This window comes from Cupriavidus oxalaticus (assembly GCF_038900635.1).
Taxonomy (GTDB): domain Bacteria; phylum Pseudomonadota; class Gammaproteobacteria; order Burkholderiales; family Burkholderiaceae; genus Cupriavidus; species Cupriavidus oxalaticus_B.
Window position 1 is genome coordinate 54,774 of the sequence record NZ_JAYMRX010000021.1, and the last position, 15,109, is coordinate 69,882.

The following is a 15,109-nucleotide window of genomic DNA, read 5'->3' on the forward strand; positions in this document are numbered from 1 at the left end:
GTTCTGGGTTCATGATAGCGGAGCAGCGCCGTCGCGCCCATCGCCGCTGATGGGCGCGACGGCGGGGCGCACGCTCAGGCCGCCTCCTGGAGCGCGGGATTGCGCTGCTTGCGGTAGAGAAAGTCGAGCACCGCGGTACGGCAGGCGTGGTAGTCCTTGTCGTCGGCCAGCGCCACGCGGTCGCGCGGACGCGGCAGGTCCACCCTGAGGATCTCGCCGATGGTGGCGGCCGGGCCGTTGGTCATCATCACGATGCGGTCGGCGAGCAGCACGGCCTCATCCACATCGTGCGTGACCATCACCACCGTGCTGCGCGTGCGCGCCACGATCTTGATTAGCTCGTCCTGCAGGTGGGCGCGCGTCAGCGCATCGAGCGCGCCGAAGGGTTCGTCCATCAGCAGAACCTTGGGTGCCATCGCCAGCGCGCGGGCAATGCCGACGCGCTGCTTCATGCCGCCGGAAATTTCGTGCGGGTACTTGCCCTCGGCGTGCGTCAGGCCCACCAGCGCCAGCGTCTCGTGCGTGCGCGCTTTCAGCTGAGCCTTGCCCTCGCAGGCGCCGAACACGCGCTCCACGCCCAGGTAGACGTTCTCGAAGCACGTCAGCCAGGGCAGCAGCGAATGGTTCTGGAACACCACCGCGCGCTCCGGCCCCGGTCCGGCAATCTCGCGCCCGGCGCAGATCAGCGCGCCGGTGGTCGGCGTGGCCAGCCCCGCGATCAGGTTCAGCAGCGTGGACTTGCCGCAGCCGGAGTGGCCGATCAGCGTGATGAACTCGCCCTCGGCGATCTGCAGGTTGATGTCGCGCAAGGCCACGAACGGCCCTTTGCGCGTCTTGAAGGTCTGTCCGATGTTCTCGATGCTGACGAACTTGTCCATGGCGTCTCTCCCTCGCTCTTAGTTGGCGCCGTAGCTGAAGCGCCGTGCCAGTGCCAGCAAGGCATGCTCGAGCATCAGGCCGATGATGCCGATCACGAAGATCGCGATCACGATGTGCTCCACCTTCAGGTTGTTCCACTCGTCCCACAGCCAGAAGCCGATGCCGGTGCCGCCGGTGAGCATCTCGGCCGCGACGATCACCAGCCACGCGGTGCCGATGGACAGCCGCACGCCGGTCAGCATGTAGGGCAGAACCGCGGGAAACAGCACCCGCGTGAACACCTTCCATTCCGACAGGTCGAGCACGCGCGCGACGTTCAGGTAGTCCTGCGGCACGCGCGTGACGCCCACGGCGGTGTTGATCACCATCGGCCAGATCGAGCAGATGAAGATGGCCCAGATCGCTGCCGGGTTGGCGGCCTTGAACAGCAGCAGCCCGATCGGCAGCCAGGCCAGCGGCGAGACCGGCCGCAGCAGGCTGATCACCGGCGACGCCATCGCGTTCAGGAACGCAAAGCGCCCGATCAGAAATCCCGCCGGGATGCCGATCACGGCGGCCAGGCCGAAGCCCGCGGCCACGCGCGCCAGCGACGCCAGCACGTTCCAGCCGATGCCCTGGTCGTTGGGGCCGTTGCGATAGAACGGATCGGAGAACAACGGCACTGCCGCGCTCCACGTTGCGCCCGGCGTCGGAATTGCCGGGATCAGTGTGGCGATGCCGTGCCAGGCCAGCACGAACAGCGCAAAGCCCAGGACCGGCGGCACGGCCTTGAGCACCAGCGCGCCGAGCATGTCCTGGCGTTGTGCGCGCCGTTCCTGCGCGGTGATTTCCAGCTCGCGCCGCCGTGCGCGTTCCTTGGTGTCGGTGTCGGCGGCGGCATTGGAGGCATTGGCGCCTTCAGGCGCGGTGTGGGCGATGGCATTCACGTCGGGCTCCATTATCCAGGGGCGCTGCAGATCAGTGGGATGGTGGCGGCCTGGCGTCAAGCGTTCTGCGCGCCGGCCTTGATCTTGAAGCCGTCGGCATACGCCTTCGGGTCCTTCGTGGCATCCCAGACCACGCCGTCAATCAGCTTCGCGGTACGGAAGTCGCTCTTGGGCAGCGGCACCTGTGCCGCGGTGGCGGCCTGTTTGAAGATGTCGATGCGGTTGACCTGCTTCGCCACGGCAAGGTAGTCGGGGTGATCCTTGAGCAGGCCCCAGCGCTTGTGCTGGGTCAGGAACCACATGCCGTCGGACAGGAACGGGTAGTTGGCGCTGCCGTCCTGGTAGAACTTCATCGCATCGGGGTCGTCCCAGGTCTTGCCCAGCCCGTTGCTGTAACGGCCGAGCATGCGGTCCAGGATGATGTCCATGTCGGTGTTGACGTAGGACTTGGCGGCGATGGTCTCGGCGGTCTTGCGGCGGTTGGAGGCCGAAGCGTCGATGAACTTCGATGCTTCCAGCACGGCGGCCACCATCGCGCGCGCGGTGTTGGGGTACTTCTGCACGAATTCCGCGGTAGTGCCGAGCGTCTTCTCCGGATGGTTCTTCCAGATCGACTGCGTGGTCTCGGCGGTAAAGCCGATCTTGTCGGCGATGGCGCGCGCGCCCCAGGGCTCGCCCACGCAGAAGCCGTCCATGTTGCCCACGCGCATGTTGGCCACCATCTGCGGCGGCGGCACGGTGATCGCCTTGGCGTCCTGCATCGGGTTGATGCCGTTGGCCGCGAGCCAGTAGTACAGCCACATCGCGTGCGTTCCGGTGGGGAAGGTCTGCGCGAAGGTGTAGTCGCGCTTTTCCCTGGCCATCAGCGCCTTCAGGCTGGCGCCGTCGCGCACGCCTTTTTCGGCCAGCTTCGACGACAGCGTGATGGCCTGGCCGTTCTGGTTCAGGCTCATCAGCACCGCCATGTCTTTTTTGGGGCCGCCGATGCCGAGCTGAACGCCGTAGATCAGGCCGTACAGCACGTGCGCGGCGTCGAGCTCGCCGTTGACCAGCTTGTCGCGCACGCCGGCCCACGAGGCTTCCTTGGTCGGCGTGATCTTGATGCCGTATTTCTTGTCGAGGCCGAGCGTGGACGCCATGACCACGGAAGCGCAGTCGGTCAGCGGGATGAAGCCGATGCGCACGTCGGTCTTCTCCGGGGCGTCCGAGCCCGCCGCCCACGCCCCGGCGCGCACCAGCGGATCGACCAGCGTCATCACGCTGGCGCCGGCGATGGTCGCCAGCGCGCGGCGGCGGCCGCTGCTGGCCGGCACCGCGTCGGCTGCGGCCGCGGAGGCGGCTTCAGAGGCGTTCACCGCCGCGTGCAGCGGCTTGGCAATCCTGAGGCGAGAGGGCATTGCGAAACTCCAAGAAAAAAGCGTCCCCGTCCGCGGCCGGCTTCGCAAGAAGTCCGGTACGGTGCAGGGACGCCGTTGTCCATGGCGTGACGCAGCCTGCGTTGGCTGTGTCCGCCCAAATTGTGATCGGCCGCCTTTGGCCGATGCCTGCATATCGCAAGGCGTGTGCCAGCCTGTGCGGTGCAGCATTTCGGGGCGGATCGTGACGACGGAGGTGACGCATCGTGACGAAATGAGCGGGCAAGGTGCGTGCGCCGGCTGCGCTGCCACATCGCGGGGCAGCGCCGGGGACGGCCGTGCGGGAGGGGTTCGCTTTGGGGCGGCGCCAGTTTCGTGCATTGCACCAGCCGCGGGCCGTCGCGCCCCGCGGCTGGCAGGCGGGCGCTCAGCCCATGACGTCGATCACGCGCTGGGCGGCATCGACCAGCTTCAGCCCGCGCTCCATCGCCATGCTGCGCAAGCGCTTGTAGGCCTCGTCCTCGCTGATGCCGCGCGCCTGCATCAGCAGGCCCTTGGCGCGCTCGACCACCTTGCGCTCGGCCAGCTTGAGGCGGGTGGCGTCGAGCTCGGCGCGCAGCTGCTGGTCCAGCTCGAAGCGGGCGTAGGCGACGTCGAGCACGGTCTTGACGCGCTCGGCGCGCAGGCCGTCGACGATATAGGCCGTGATACCGGCCGACAGCGCGGCCTTGATGCGCTGGCTGTCATCGTTGTCGGTGAACAGCACGATGGGCCGCGGCGCATGCTGGGTCGAGACGCACACGTGCTCGATGGTGTCGCGCGCGGCCGACTCCGAGGCGATGATCAGCATGTCGGGCTGAGTCGCGGTGATCACGTCCGGCAAGTGCAGGTCGGCATCGACGATCTGGATCTCGCTGAAACCCGCGCTGACCAGTCCGTTGCGGATGGTCTCGACGTTGAGTGGGTTACCGTCAAGGGGATCGCGCACCAGCAGGATACGCAGCGCCCGACCGGCGGCGGGGGCAGGCGTCGATGGCGATGGGGGCGGATGGCGTCGGGTCATGGCTTCATTCTGTTGCAGTGCGCCATGCAAGATTCGCGCCGGGTGCGGGGCGGACCACGCCGCACTGCCGTGGTGCAGTGCGGTCGCGGGCCCGCCTGGATTCATTGTATGCCGTCGTACGCAGCCCACCGCGCGCGGTGTATCCTGTTGCCCTGCCGCGCCGGGGGCGTCTGCTGGCGACGCCGCGATGCACATCCTCGCATCCCGTGCCGCGGAACCGATCAGAAAAATTCTGGAGAGATGCATGACCGAATTCGTGTTCGCCCCGCCGGCCCCTGTTGGCGTGCCGGTGCGTGGCAGCGACGCTAGCTTCCCGGTCCGCCGCGTGTACTGCGTCGGCCGCAACTATGCTGCCCATGCCCGCGAAATGGGCTCGGACCCCGACCGCGAACCGCCGTTTTTCTTCTGCAAGCCGTCCGATGCGGTCAGCTATGTCGCCGATGGCACCGAAGGCGCGTTCCCGTATCCGCCGGGCACCAGCAACTGCCACTATGAAGTGGAGCTGGTAGTGGCGATCGGCACGGGCGGTCGCGACATCCCGGTGGAAAGCGCCGCGCAGCACGTGTTCGGCTACGCCGTGGGCCTGGACATGACGCGCCGCGACCTGCAGAACGAATCCAAGAAGACCGGCCGCCCCTGGGAAACCGGCAAGGCCTTCGACAAGTCCGCGCCGATCGGCCCGATCGTGCCGGTCTCGGCCATCGGCCACCCGCAGAAGGGCGAGGTGACGCTGTCGGTCAACGGCGTGGAAAAGCAGCGCGGCGACCTGTCCGACCTGATCTGGTCGGTGCCGGAGATGGTGTCGTACCTGTCCAAGCTGTTCGAACTGCAGCCGGGCGACCTGATCTTCAGCGGCACGCCCGAAGGCGTGGGCGCGGTGGTCAAGGGCGATGTCATGCAGTGCCACATCGGCGGCGTGGGCGACCTCACCATCAAGGTAGTCTGATCCGATGCTCAAGCTTTACAGCTACTTCCGCAGCTCGGCCTCGTTCCGCGTGCGCATCGCGCTGGAACTGAAGGGGCTGCCGTACGAATATGTGCCGGTGCATTTGCTCAAGGACGGCGGCCAGCAGCTCAAGCCCGAGTTCCGCGTGGTGAACCCAGACGGCCTGGTGCCGGCGCTTGCCGACGACGGCAACGTGCTGCAGCAATCGCTGGCCATCGTTGAATACCTGGATGAAGTCCATCCCGAGCCGAAGCTGCTGCCCGGCACGGCGCTGGACCGCGCCTATGTGCGCGGGCTGGCGCAGGAAATCGCGTGCGAGATCCATCCGCTGAACAACCTGCGCGTGCTGAAATACCTGAAGCACAAGGTGGGCGTGACCGACGAGGTCAAGGACGCGTGGTACCGCCACTGGATCGAGCTGGGCTTCGAGTCGCTGCAGGCCAACCTGGCGCGCGGCGGCAAGGCGGGGCGCTTCTGCCTTGGCGATACGCCGACGCTGGCCGATATCTGCCTGGTGCCGCAGGTGTTCAATGCGCAGCGCTTCAATGTCGACGTGAGCCGCTACCCGGCGATCGCGAAGATCTATGAGGCCTGCATGGAGATGGAGGCGTTCCAGAAGGCGGAGCCGAAGTCGCAGCCGGACGCGGAATAGTACGTTTATCTGCTGGGGTTTGCTCCCCTCTCCCGCTCGCGGGAGAGGGGCCGGGGGTGAGGGCGGGAGCATCCATGGCCGACGTCCTCGGGGCTAAAACCGAAGGCTTCGCTTGCTGTGATACCCATCTAGCCCACCCCTCACCCCAACCCTCTCCCCATGAGGGGAGAGGGAGAACACCTTGCTTAGGCGAGTTCGGGCGGCTTGGGAGCACCCCAAACCGTTGGCTTTTTGGTTTGGTTTTGGGTGTGGTAGGGTCAGCCCAGCAGCGCTTCGGCGAACTCCTCCGCCCTGAACGGCTGCAGGTCCTCCACCTTCTCGCCCACACCGATAAAGTACACCGGCACCGGGCGCTGGCGCGCGATCGCCGCCAGGATGCCGCCCTTGGCAGTCCCATCCAGCTTGGTCACGATCAGGCCGGTCAGCCCCAGCGCATCGTCGAAGGCGCGGGTCTGCTGCAGCGCGTTCTGGCCGGTATTGGCGTCGATCACCAGCAGCACCTCATGCGGCGCGGTCGGCATGGCCTTGCTGATGACGCGCTTGACCTTCTTCAGCTCCTCCATCAGGTGCAGCTGCGTCGGCAGGCGGCCGGCGGTATCGGCCATCACGATGTCGATGCCGCGCGCCTTGGCCGCATTGACCGCGTCGAAGATCACCGCGGCGGGGTCGCCGCTTTCCTGCGCCACCACGGTGACGTTGTTGCGCTCGCCCCAGATCGACAGCTGTTCGCGCGCGGCGGCGCGGAAGGTATCGCCGGCGGCCAGCAGCACCTTCTGGTCGTAGCGCTGGAAGTGCTTGCACAGCTTGCCGATGCTGGTGGTCTTGCCGGCGCCGTTGACGCCCGCGATCATCATCACCAGCGGCTGTTCGCGGCCCAGCGCCATGGTCTTTTCCAGCGGCCGCAGCAGGTCGGTCAGCAGTGTCTTGAGCGCGGCCTTGACGCCTTCGGCCGATTCGATGCGCTCGGACCTGACCCGCTTGCGCAGCTCGGCCAGCAGGTATTCGGTGGCTTCCACGCCGGCATCTGCCATCAGCAGCGCGGTCTCCAGCTCCTCGAACAGCGCCTCGTCGACCTTGACGCCGACGAACAGCGTGCCGATATTGCGGCTGGTCTTGGACAGGCCAGTGCGCAGCCGGTGCATCCATCCCTGCCGGGCTTCGGCGCTGGTGGCGGGTGGAGGGACCAGTTCAAGCGTTTCGATGGCGGGGGCCGGTGCGGACGCCACGGGGGCCGGCGCCGGGGGCGGCACCTGGGCGGGAACCGGTGTCGGCGTCGGGACCGGAGCGGGAGCGGGGACCGGGGCAGGCGCGGGCGTGGGGGTGGGCGCGGGCGACGGGGCTGGCGTCTCGACGGACGCGGGCTCGGCCTTGCGCTTCTTCCAGAAACTAAACATTGGGGAATGGAGTCAATACCGGGGCCGATACCCTGGTGGCACATTGCCGGCAGGCGACCGGTTAATAATCAAGGGCTTACGCTGGCATCGCGAAGGTCGGGGAGAACCCGTTGTGGTCCCGGCCGGCGATTGCGTATAGTTCGCTACATCAGTTCGCTACATGGCTGATCCGCGCGCGCGTGCTGCCCGCGCGGATCGATCGGCAAAATTCTAGCAGACGGGGTCGCATGAACCATTGCGCTGTCCTGACCGTGGCGGGCGCCGAAGGTGCTCAAGCACGCATCCAACGGCACTGCCAGCCTACCTCCTCAACACTTCCCGCCGGCGCAGCGCGCCTGGCGCGGCGCATCGTTCCGGCTCTGGTCCCGGCGTTGCTGCTGGGCCTGATGCCCTGGTCGTTGCCGGCCGGCGCGCAAGGCGTGGTCGGATCGCCGATGCCTTCCGCGCAGACCGCGCCCGCCGGCGCCACCGCGCACGGCACCACCGAATACCGGCTCTCCAACGGCCTGCGGCTGATCGTCAAGGAAGACCACCGGGCGCCCACGGTGGCGCACCAGATCTGGTACCGCGTCGGCGGCATCGACGAAGTCAGCGGCACCACGGGCGTGGCCCACATGCTCGAGCACATGATGTTCAAGGGCACGCCCAAGGTCGGCGTGGGCGAATTCTCCAAGCAGGTGGCGGCACTGGGCGGGCGCGAGAATGCCCTGACCAACCGCGACTTCACCATGTACTACCAGCAGATCGGCAAGCAGTACCTGCCGAAGATGATGGAGCTGGAGGCCGATCGCATGGCCAACCTGATCATCAAGAAGGACGAGTTCGACCGCGAGATGAAGGTGGTGATGGAAGAGCGCCGCCTGCGCACCGATGACTCCTCCCGCGGCACCGTCTACGAGCAACTGCTCGCCACCGTCTATACCGCGGCGGCGTACCGCCACCCGGTGATCGGCTGGATGGACGACCTGGTCAATATGCGCGTCGAGGACGTCAAGGACTGGTACCGCCAGTGGTACGTGCCGAACAACGCGATGGTGATCGTCACCGGCGACGTCAAGGCCGAGGAAGTGCGCGCACTCGCCGAGCGCTACTACGGCAAGCTCAAGCCGCGCACGCTGCCGCTGCGCAAGGATCAGGAAGAGCCGGAGCAGAAGGGCATCAAGCGCATCTGGGTCAAGGCCCCGGCCGAGAACCAGTACATGGTGATGGCATACAAGGTGCCGCGGCTGCGCGATGTCGAGAAGGACGTCGACCCCTACGCGCTGGAAGTCCTGGCGGCAGTGCTCAACGGCTACGACAACGCCCGCCTGACACGCGAGCTGGTGCGCGAGCAGCGACTGGCCGACGATGTCAACGTCGGCTACGACAGCATCAACCGCGGCGAGTCGCTGTTCGTCCTCGACGGCACGCCGGCGACCGGCCACAGCACCGACGAGATCGAGCGCGCGCTGCGCGCCGAGATCCAGCGCATCGCCAAGGAAGGGGTCTCGCCGGAAGAGCTCAAGCGGGTCAAGGCGCAGGTGGTGGCCGGGCAGATCTACAAGCGCGATTCGGTGTTCGGGCAAGGCATGGAGATCGGCGTATCCGAGATTTCTGATATCTCGTGGCGCCAGATCGACCGTATGCTCGACAAGATCAAGGCCGTCACGCCGGCGCAGGTGCAGGCCGTCGCCTCGAAGTATTTCAACGACGACAACCTGACCGTGGCCACGCTGCTGCCGCAGCCGATCGATCCGAACAAGCCCAAGTCCCAGGCCCCGGCGGGCCTGCGCCACTGAGGAATGACGATGTCCCAGTCCGCCACTTCATTCAACGCGCGGCCCCGCACGCTGCGCGCGCTGGCCGGCGCGGCGCTCGGCGCCGCCATGCTGCTGGCCGCACAGTTGGCCCAGGCCGCAATCCCGATCGAGCACTGGACCGCGTCCACCGGGGCGCGCGTGTACTTTGTCCACAGTCCGTCGATTCCTATGCTCGACGTAAATATCGATTTCGATGCCGGCAGCCGCTATGACCCGCCCGGCAAGGCCGGGCTGGCCACGCTGACGGCGGCGTTGCTGGACAAGGGCGCGGCCGCGCAGGACGGCCAGCCGGCCCGCGACGAGGCCCAGATCGCCGACGCCTTTGCCGACACCGGCGCGGCGTTCGGCGGCGCGGCGGGCGGTGACCGCGGCGGCATCGGGCTGCGCACGCTGACCGCGCAACCCGAGCTGGACCAGTCGGTGGCGCTGGCGGCGCAGCTGATCAAGGCGCCCACCTACCCGGACGCCGTGGTCGGGCGCGAGAAGCAGCGCCTTATCACCGCAATCCGCGAGGCCGACACCAAGCCGGGCGTGATCGCCGACAAGGCGCTGGCCAAGGCCATGTACCCGGACCATCCCTACGGCATCGCGGCCACGCCGGAGAGCGTGCAGTCGATCACGCGCGATGACGTTGCCAGATTCTGGCGCGACAACTACGGTGCGCAGCGCGCGGTGGTGACGCTGATCGGCGCGATCGACCGCAAGCAGGCCGAAGCCCTTGCCGAGCGGCTGACGAGCGGGCTGCCGCAGGGCAGCGCCGCCCCGGCGCTGCCCCAGGTCAAGCTCAACATCCCGGCCAGCGAACAGCGCCTGCCGCATCCGGCGCAGCAATCGAGCGTGGCCATCGGCCAGCCGTCGATCGCGCGCGGCGACCCCGACTATTTCGCGCTGCTGGTTGGCAACTACGTGCTTGGCGGCGGCGGCTTCAGCTCGCGCCTGACCGACGAGGTGCGCGAGAAGCGCGGCCTGACCTACGGCGTCGACAGCTATTTCGCGCCGTCGAAGCAGCCGGGGCCGTTCGGCATCAGCCTGCAGACCAAGAAGGCGCAGACCGACGAGGCGCTGGCGCTGGTGCGCCAGGTGCTGGCGCGCTTTGTCGCCGAAGGGCCGACCGACAAGGAGCTGCGCGCGGCCAAGGACAACCTGATCAACGGCTTCCCGCTGCGCATTGACAACAACCGCAAGCTGCTGACCAACGTTGCCAATATCGGCTGGTACGGACTGCCACTGGACTACCTGGACACCTGGACCGCGCAGGTCGGCAAGGTTACCCGCGAGCAGGTCCGGGCCGCCTTCCAGCGCCATGTGCGCCCGGACGGCATGGCCACGGTAATCGTCGGCGGCCCAGTGGGCAGCACGCCGACCGCGTCACGGCAGTGATGCACGCGCCGCACGGCGAGGGGCGGCGTATGCGCGCCGCCCCTCGCGCGGCTGCGGCGAACCGTCCCGCAGGCTCTACAATCACGGGATGAATTCGCGTTCCCGATTGCCTTCGCCCGCTCCCGGCGGGCGTACTCCTTCCTCCGCGCCGGCCGCCGCTGCCGCCGGCGGACGTTCTCCCGCAGCGCCTCCGCGCCCGGTGCCGCGCCAGGCGCCGTCCCAGGTCCGCATCATCGGCGGGCGCTGGAAGCGCACACTGCTGCCCGTGCCTGACTCGCAGGGTTTGCGCCCGACACCCGACCGCGTGCGCGAGACCTTGTTCAACTGGCTTGGCCAGGATCTGTCGGGGCTCGCCTGCCTGGACCTGTTCGCCGGCTCCGGCGCGCTCGGCTTCGAAGCCGCGTCGCGCGGTGCGGCCGCGGTCACGCTGGTAGAGTTCAATGCCCGCGTGGCCAAGCAGCTGCGCGACAACCAGTACCGGCTCAATGCCAGCCAGGTGCGCGTCGTCCAGGGCGATGCCTTTACGGTCGCGGCGCAACTGCCCGACGGCGGCTTCGACGTGGTGTTCCTGGACCCGCCCTTTGCCGAGGACTGGATCGGCCCGTCGCTGGAGCACGCCGCGCGGCTGCTGCGGCCCGGTGGCGCCGTCTATGTCGAAACCGACCATGCGCTGACCGGCGCCGACGCCCCGGTCCCGGCATCGCTTGAGATCGTGCGCCATGCGCGCGCCGGCGCGGTGCATTTCCATTTGCTGCAGCATCGCCAGCACCGACAGCACGGTAGCGGCGCGGATTGACGGCCCGCGCCGGCGTTGCCCGAAGCACCTGTTTCGTCATGGGCTAAGGGCGCCTTTCCGATTGCAAGACGGATTCGTGGGTGCAGTGCCGCAAAACGGCGTGCCGCACGCCTTCCAAGCGGCGCATTTAGGGTTACACTACGCCGCTGTCACAACGCTCGCGACGCAGCACCCGCGCCGGTCCGGCCGGCGAACGAGGCGGCCACAACGGCCGGCAGCGGGCAGATCAAGGAGGAAGTATGGTCATCGCGGTCTATCCCGGCACCTTCGATCCAATGACCCGGGGACACGAGGATCTGGTCCGCCGTGCGTCGAACATCTTCGACGAACTGGTGGTCGGCGTGGCGCACAGCCCCAACAAGCGCCCGTTCTTTTCGCTCGATGAGCGCATCGGCATTGCCCGCGAAGTGCTTGGGCACTATCCAAACGTCCGTGTGGAAGGATTCGCCGGGCTGCTCAAGGACTTTGTGCGCAAGAACAATGCGCGCGTGATCGTGCGCGGCCTGCGCGCGGTGTCCGACTTCGAATACGAATTCCAGATGGCGGGCATGAACCGCTACCTGCTGCCCGACGTGGAAACCATGTTCCTGACCCCGTCGGACCAGTATCAGTTCATCTCCGGCACCTTCGTGCGCGAGATCGCGGTACTGGGCGGCGATGTCAGCAAGTTCGTGTTCCCGTCGGTGGAACGCTGGCTGCAAGAGAAAATCGCCAAACCGGAATAAAATACGGCTTCAGACACGTCAGACCGCGGCCAGTCGGGCGCGGGCGTGTCCGCAGGAAGGAAACACCATGGCGCTGATGATCACCGACGACTGCATCAACTGCGACGTTTGTGAACCCGAGTGCCCGAACGAAGCCATTTCGATGGGGCCCGAGATCTATGAAATCGACCCCAACAAGTGCACCGAGTGCGTCGGGCACTTCGACGAGCCGCAATGCCAGCAGGTCTGCCCGGTCGCCTGCATCCCCAAGGATCCGAACCGCGTGGAGTCGCAAGACGTGCTGATGCAACGCTACCGGTTGCTGACCGCGGCCAAGCACACGGCCTGATCCGCTGACCGTCGGCCGGTACTGCACCACGTCGCACTGCACTCAGAGGTAAAAAAAGCCCCCGTCACCGCAAGGTGGCGGGGGCTTAACTTTTCCCCAGTTACTACGGTACTACGGCACTACTCGGTTACGCACCCATCGGCTTGCCGTCCGTGCGGCGCACGACGATGGTCGACGAGCGCGGCGGCTTGGCGGCGTCCGGCCACTGGCCGGTCGGGTGCTGGATATTGATGAAGCAGGTGGTCAGGTCCGGCGTGTAGGCGATGCCGGTGATCTCGCAACCGGTCGGCCCGACCAGGAAGCGCTTCGACTGCCCCGTCGGCGAGATGTAGTACATGCTGTTGTTGCCGAAGGTGTTGGTGTAGGTCGAACTGGTGCTCGAGTCGGTCTGCACCCACAGGCGGCCCTTCGGGTCCACGCGCAGGCCGTCCGGGCTCGAGAACGTATCGCCGTTGATGTTGCCCTTCAGGTTGTCCGTGGCCAGCGACGGGTCGCCGGCCTGCAGCAGGATGCTCCAGCTGAAGGTGGTGGCCAGCGGCGAGTCGCCGGCTTCCTTCCACTGGACGATGTGGCCGTGAAGGTTCTGCACGCGCGGGTTGGCAGCGTCGGTTTGCTGGCGGCCGCTGTTGTTGGTCAGCGTGCAGTAGACGGTCTTGTCCAGGCCGACCGTGATCCATTCCGGGCGGTCCATCAGCGTGCCGCCGGCCACGCGCGCGGCCGCCTTGGTGTTGACCAGCACATCGGCCTGCGTGGCGAAGTCGACCGTGGTCGGTGCCGGCGAGGTGGCGGACTGGGTCCAGTTGCCCGGATCCGAGGCGCCAACGGTCAGGCCGTTCTTGCCTTGCGTCAGCTCGACCCACTGCCCACTGCCGTCGGCGTTGAACTTCGCTACGTACAGCGTGCCGCTGTCCAGCAAGTTGGCATTGGCAGCGCGGTTGTTCGGATCGAACGCCGTGGCCGGAATGAACTTGTAGATGCAGCCCGGCGTGCCGTCGTCGCCCATGTAGAAGGCGACCCGATTGCTGGCATCGGTCATAAAGGCGACGTTTTCATGGTCGAAGCGGCCCATTGCCGTGCGCTTGGCCGGCGCGCCCAGCGTGCCATACGGGTCGATCTCGACGACCCAGCCGTAGCCCTTCTCGTCCTGGGTCGTATCCAGGTAGTTGTCCGTGCTTTCTTCGCAGGTCAGGTAAGTGCCCCAGGGCGTGTACCCGCTGGAGCAGTTGTTGAGCATGCCGACCACGGTCGAGCCCACCACCGGAGCGGCCGGACCGCCCACGCGGTACAGCGTGTTGCCGGTGTAGCGCTTGTTGTAGATCGAGTCGCGCTTGACCTGCCACTTGCCGCTGGCAGCCAGTTCGACCTCGATCACCGAGATGCCGACCGCCGACAGCGCAATGCGCTTCTGCTCGGGGCTGGCCGTGGCTTCGGCATAGGTGCCACCGGCGAACAGGATCTTGTAGTCCGGCAGTTCGTGGTTGATGGCGAGCAGGCCGCCCTTCTGCGGATCGACACCCGACAGCGCGAAGAAGTGCATGCCGTCATGGTTGCCGCCGGCCTGGCGCTCGGTTTCGGCCGACGACTGGAACGCGCCGGCATAGCCGGTGGCGCCGGCCTCGACCGGATCGCCTGCGGAAAACAGCACGTCGACGCTGTAGCCGTTCGGCACGGCCACCGTGTCTGCGGTCGACTTGGCGACCGGCTCGAAGGTGACCTCATAGCTCGGCGTGACCGGGGCAGGTGCCGGCGCGGGCGCGGGTGCAGGTGCAGGTGCAGGTGCAGGTGCGGGATCGTCGTCGCCGCCGCAGGCGGCCAGCAGGCCGCTGCCGAAAGCGGAGAACAGCGACAGGCCCACGCCGCCGCGCAGCACCCGGCGTCGGGCCGGGTTGGCCGCAACAATGTCTTCCAGCCGCTGGCCGGGCACGTCAACGTCAGGCTTTGCAGCACGGGCGGCGGCGCGCGCTTCGTCGGTCAGGTAAGACATGGGCTTTCCTCTCTTGTGGGTTTGTCATGCGCGCTGGCTACGCTGTGATGCCGGCGCGGTGGAAACCCGCAATGTAGTGACTGCCCGTGGACATTTGATGACAGCTTGTCTGCAAGATAAGAGTTGCAGCCCATCAACGACAAACGGGCCGCGTGTGCGGCCCGTGTCACATGGATGTCGCGGGACTGTGCCTGCGTCGCCCGCCGTCAGCGCGTGGTGTGCAGCTGCGCCATCGCGCGTTCGGCATCGCCGCGCGCCAGCAGGCCAAGCGGATCGATGCTGCGGTCGATGGCCGCGTCGATCGCTTCCTGCTCCTCTTTGCGCGGCGGCTTGAGCACGAAGTTGACCACGTCCTCGCGGCCCGCGCCGGCGCCGCCGGGCGCATTGCGCGGATGGCCAACGCCGATGCGCAGGCGCCAGTAATCCTGCGTGGTCAGGTGGGCCGAGATGTCCTTGAGGCCGTTGTGGCCGCCCGCGCCGCCGCCGCGCTTGAGCTTGACGGTGCCGGACGGCAGGTCCATCTCGTCATGGGCGACGACGATCTCGTCCGGCAGGATCTTGTAGAAACGTGCCAGCGAGACCACGGACAGCCCCGAGCGGTTCATGAAGGTCGACGGCTTGAGCAGCCAGATGTCCTGGTCCCACAGCCGCGCGCGCGCGGCCAGCCCGTGAAAGCGGCCTTCCACGCGCGGCGTGGCGCCGCCCATGCGGGCCAGCTGGTCCACCAGCCAGAAGCCGGCGTTGTGGCGGGTGGCCTCGTATTCCGCACCGGGATTGCCGAGGCCGACGATGAGCTTGATCATGCGATTGACTGAGTCGTTGGCGCGCAGGGCTGCGCCACAGGCGCCAAGGATACCGAAAATCCAGCCAGATGCCGGTTCG

At 67.2% G+C, this 15,109-nt stretch carries 14 protein-coding genes; 7 read left to right on the forward strand and 7 right to left on the reverse strand.

Features of this window, described 5'->3' with window-relative positions:
- Positions 1 to 74 precede the first annotated feature (74 nt).
- The 4 genes from VSR71_RS26420 to VSR71_RS26435 form a co-directional block, all read right to left on the reverse strand.
- Positions 75 to 878, reverse strand: coding sequence for an ABC transporter ATP-binding protein (locus VSR71_RS26420; protein WP_342916727.1), 804 nt, complete (start codon positions 876 to 878; stop codon positions 75 to 77).
- Positions 879 to 896: 18 nt separating this feature from the next.
- On the reverse strand, positions 897 to 1,805 hold the full coding sequence (gene ntrB, locus VSR71_RS26425) for a nitrate ABC transporter permease (protein ID WP_342916728.1): 909 nt from the start codon (positions 1,803 to 1,805) through the stop codon (positions 897 to 899).
- A 56-nt stretch (positions 1,806 to 1,861) separates the two neighbouring features.
- Complete coding sequence (locus VSR71_RS26430; protein WP_342916729.1) at positions 1,862 to 3,202, reverse strand: CmpA/NrtA family ABC transporter substrate-binding protein; 1,341 nt, start codon at positions 3,200 to 3,202, stop codon at positions 1,862 to 1,864.
- Positions 3,203 to 3,587: 385 nt separating this feature from the next.
- On the reverse strand, positions 3,588 to 4,223 hold the full coding sequence (locus VSR71_RS26435; protein ID WP_342916730.1) for an ANTAR domain-containing response regulator: 636 nt from the start codon (positions 4,221 to 4,223) through the stop codon (positions 3,588 to 3,590).
- Between the two features lie 244 nt (positions 4,224 to 4,467).
- On the opposite strand from VSR71_RS26435, the gene VSR71_RS26440 reads away from it, so the two are divergent.
- Both VSR71_RS26440 and maiA read left to right on the forward strand, forming a co-directional pair.
- Positions 4,468 to 5,169 (forward strand): fumarylacetoacetate hydrolase family protein, encoded by a 702-nt coding sequence (locus VSR71_RS26440; RefSeq protein ID WP_342916731.1) that lies wholly within the window; start codon positions 4,468 to 4,470, stop codon positions 5,167 to 5,169.
- Between the two features lie 4 nt (positions 5,170 to 5,173).
- Positions 5,174 to 5,821: a maleylacetoacetate isomerase gene (maiA, locus tag VSR71_RS26445; protein ID WP_342916732.1), complete on the forward strand. Its 648-nt coding sequence runs from the start codon at positions 5,174 to 5,176 to the stop codon at positions 5,819 to 5,821.
- A 257-nt stretch (positions 5,822 to 6,078) separates the two neighbouring features.
- Here maiA and ftsY read toward each other — a convergent pair whose 3' ends face one another.
- On the reverse strand, positions 6,079 to 7,215 hold the full coding sequence (ftsY, locus tag VSR71_RS26450; protein WP_342916733.1) for a signal recognition particle-docking protein FtsY: 1,137 nt from the start codon (positions 7,213 to 7,215) through the stop codon (positions 6,079 to 6,081).
- A 227-nt stretch (positions 7,216 to 7,442) separates the two neighbouring features.
- Here ftsY and VSR71_RS26455 point away from each other — a divergent pair, with 227 nt between their 5' ends.
- From VSR71_RS26455 to VSR71_RS26475, 5 genes are all read left to right on the forward strand, one after another.
- On the forward strand, positions 7,443 to 8,993 hold the full coding sequence (locus VSR71_RS26455) for a pitrilysin family protein (protein ID WP_342916734.1): 1,551 nt from the start codon (positions 7,443 to 7,445) through the stop codon (positions 8,991 to 8,993).
- 9 nt (positions 8,994 to 9,002) lie between these two features.
- The gene (locus tag VSR71_RS26460) at positions 9,003 to 10,394 is read left to right on the forward strand and encodes a pitrilysin family protein (protein ID WP_342916735.1); all 1,392 of its coding nucleotides are present in this window, start codon (positions 9,003 to 9,005) and stop codon (positions 10,392 to 10,394) included.
- A gap of 88 nt (positions 10,395 to 10,482) precedes the next feature.
- Entirely contained in the window at positions 10,483 to 11,190 is a 708-nt protein-coding gene (gene rsmD / locus VSR71_RS26465) for a 16S rRNA (guanine(966)-N(2))-methyltransferase RsmD (RefSeq protein ID WP_342916736.1), read from the forward strand.
- A 239-nt stretch (positions 11,191 to 11,429) separates the two neighbouring features.
- Positions 11,430 to 11,915 (forward strand): pantetheine-phosphate adenylyltransferase, encoded by a 486-nt coding sequence (gene coaD, locus VSR71_RS26470; protein WP_029046761.1) that lies wholly within the window; start codon positions 11,430 to 11,432, stop codon positions 11,913 to 11,915.
- Positions 11,916 to 11,982: 67 nt separating this feature from the next.
- A complete protein-coding gene (locus VSR71_RS26475) occupies positions 11,983 to 12,243 on the forward strand; it encodes a YfhL family 4Fe-4S dicluster ferredoxin (protein ID WP_342916737.1) in 261 nt (86 codons plus the stop codon).
- A 127-nt stretch (positions 12,244 to 12,370) separates the two neighbouring features.
- On the opposite strand, the gene VSR71_RS26480 is transcribed toward VSR71_RS26475, so the two are convergent.
- Together VSR71_RS26480 and pth are read right to left on the reverse strand one after the other, a co-directional pair.
- On the reverse strand, positions 12,371 to 14,227 hold the full coding sequence (locus tag VSR71_RS26480; protein ID WP_342916738.1) for a PhoX family phosphatase: 1,857 nt from the start codon (positions 14,225 to 14,227) through the stop codon (positions 12,371 to 12,373).
- 206 nt (positions 14,228 to 14,433) lie between these two features.
- On the reverse strand, positions 14,434 to 15,030 hold the full coding sequence (gene pth / locus VSR71_RS26485) for an aminoacyl-tRNA hydrolase (RefSeq protein ID WP_342916739.1): 597 nt from the start codon (positions 15,028 to 15,030) through the stop codon (positions 14,434 to 14,436).
- Positions 15,031 to 15,109 lie beyond the last annotated feature (79 nt).

Excerpts from the sequence above, each read along its gene's own strand:
- coaD (WP_029046761.1), top strand. The coding sequence starts at position 11,430 with ATGGTCATCGCGGTCTATCCCGGCACCTTCGATCCAATGACCCGGGGA.
- VSR71_RS26455 (WP_342916734.1), top strand. The coding sequence starts at position 7,443 with ATGAACCATTGCGCTGTCCTGACCGTGGCGGGCGCCGAAGGTGCTCAA.
- VSR71_RS26460 (WP_342916735.1), top strand. The coding sequence starts at position 9,003 with ATGTCCCAGTCCGCCACTTCATTCAACGCGCGGCCCCGCACGCTGCGC.
- pth (WP_342916739.1), bottom strand. The coding sequence starts at position 15,030 with ATGATCAAGCTCATCGTCGGCCTCGGCAATCCCGGTGCGGAATACGAG.
- VSR71_RS26480 (WP_342916738.1), bottom strand. The coding sequence starts at position 14,227 with ATGTCTTACCTGACCGACGAAGCGCGCGCCGCCGCCCGTGCTGCAAAG.
- ftsY (WP_342916733.1), bottom strand. The coding sequence starts at position 7,215 with ATGTTTAGTTTCTGGAAGAAGCGCAAGGCCGAGCCCGCGTCCGTCGAG.
- VSR71_RS26430 (WP_342916729.1), bottom strand. The coding sequence starts at position 3,202 with ATGCCCTCTCGCCTCAGGATTGCCAAGCCGCTGCACGCGGCGGTGAAC.
- VSR71_RS26420 (WP_342916727.1), bottom strand. The coding sequence starts at position 878 with ATGGACAAGTTCGTCAGCATCGAGAACATCGGACAGACCTTCAAGACG.
- maiA (WP_342916732.1), top strand. The coding sequence starts at position 5,174 with ATGCTCAAGCTTTACAGCTACTTCCGCAGCTCGGCCTCGTTCCGCGTG.
- VSR71_RS26435 (WP_342916730.1), bottom strand. The coding sequence starts at position 4,223 with ATGACCCGACGCCATCCGCCCCCATCGCCATCGACGCCTGCCCCCGCC.
- VSR71_RS26475 (WP_342916737.1), top strand. The coding sequence starts at position 11,983 with ATGGCGCTGATGATCACCGACGACTGCATCAACTGCGACGTTTGTGAA.
- VSR71_RS26440 (WP_342916731.1), top strand. The coding sequence starts at position 4,468 with ATGACCGAATTCGTGTTCGCCCCGCCGGCCCCTGTTGGCGTGCCGGTG.
- rsmD (WP_342916736.1), top strand. The coding sequence starts at position 10,483 with ATGAATTCGCGTTCCCGATTGCCTTCGCCCGCTCCCGGCGGGCGTACT.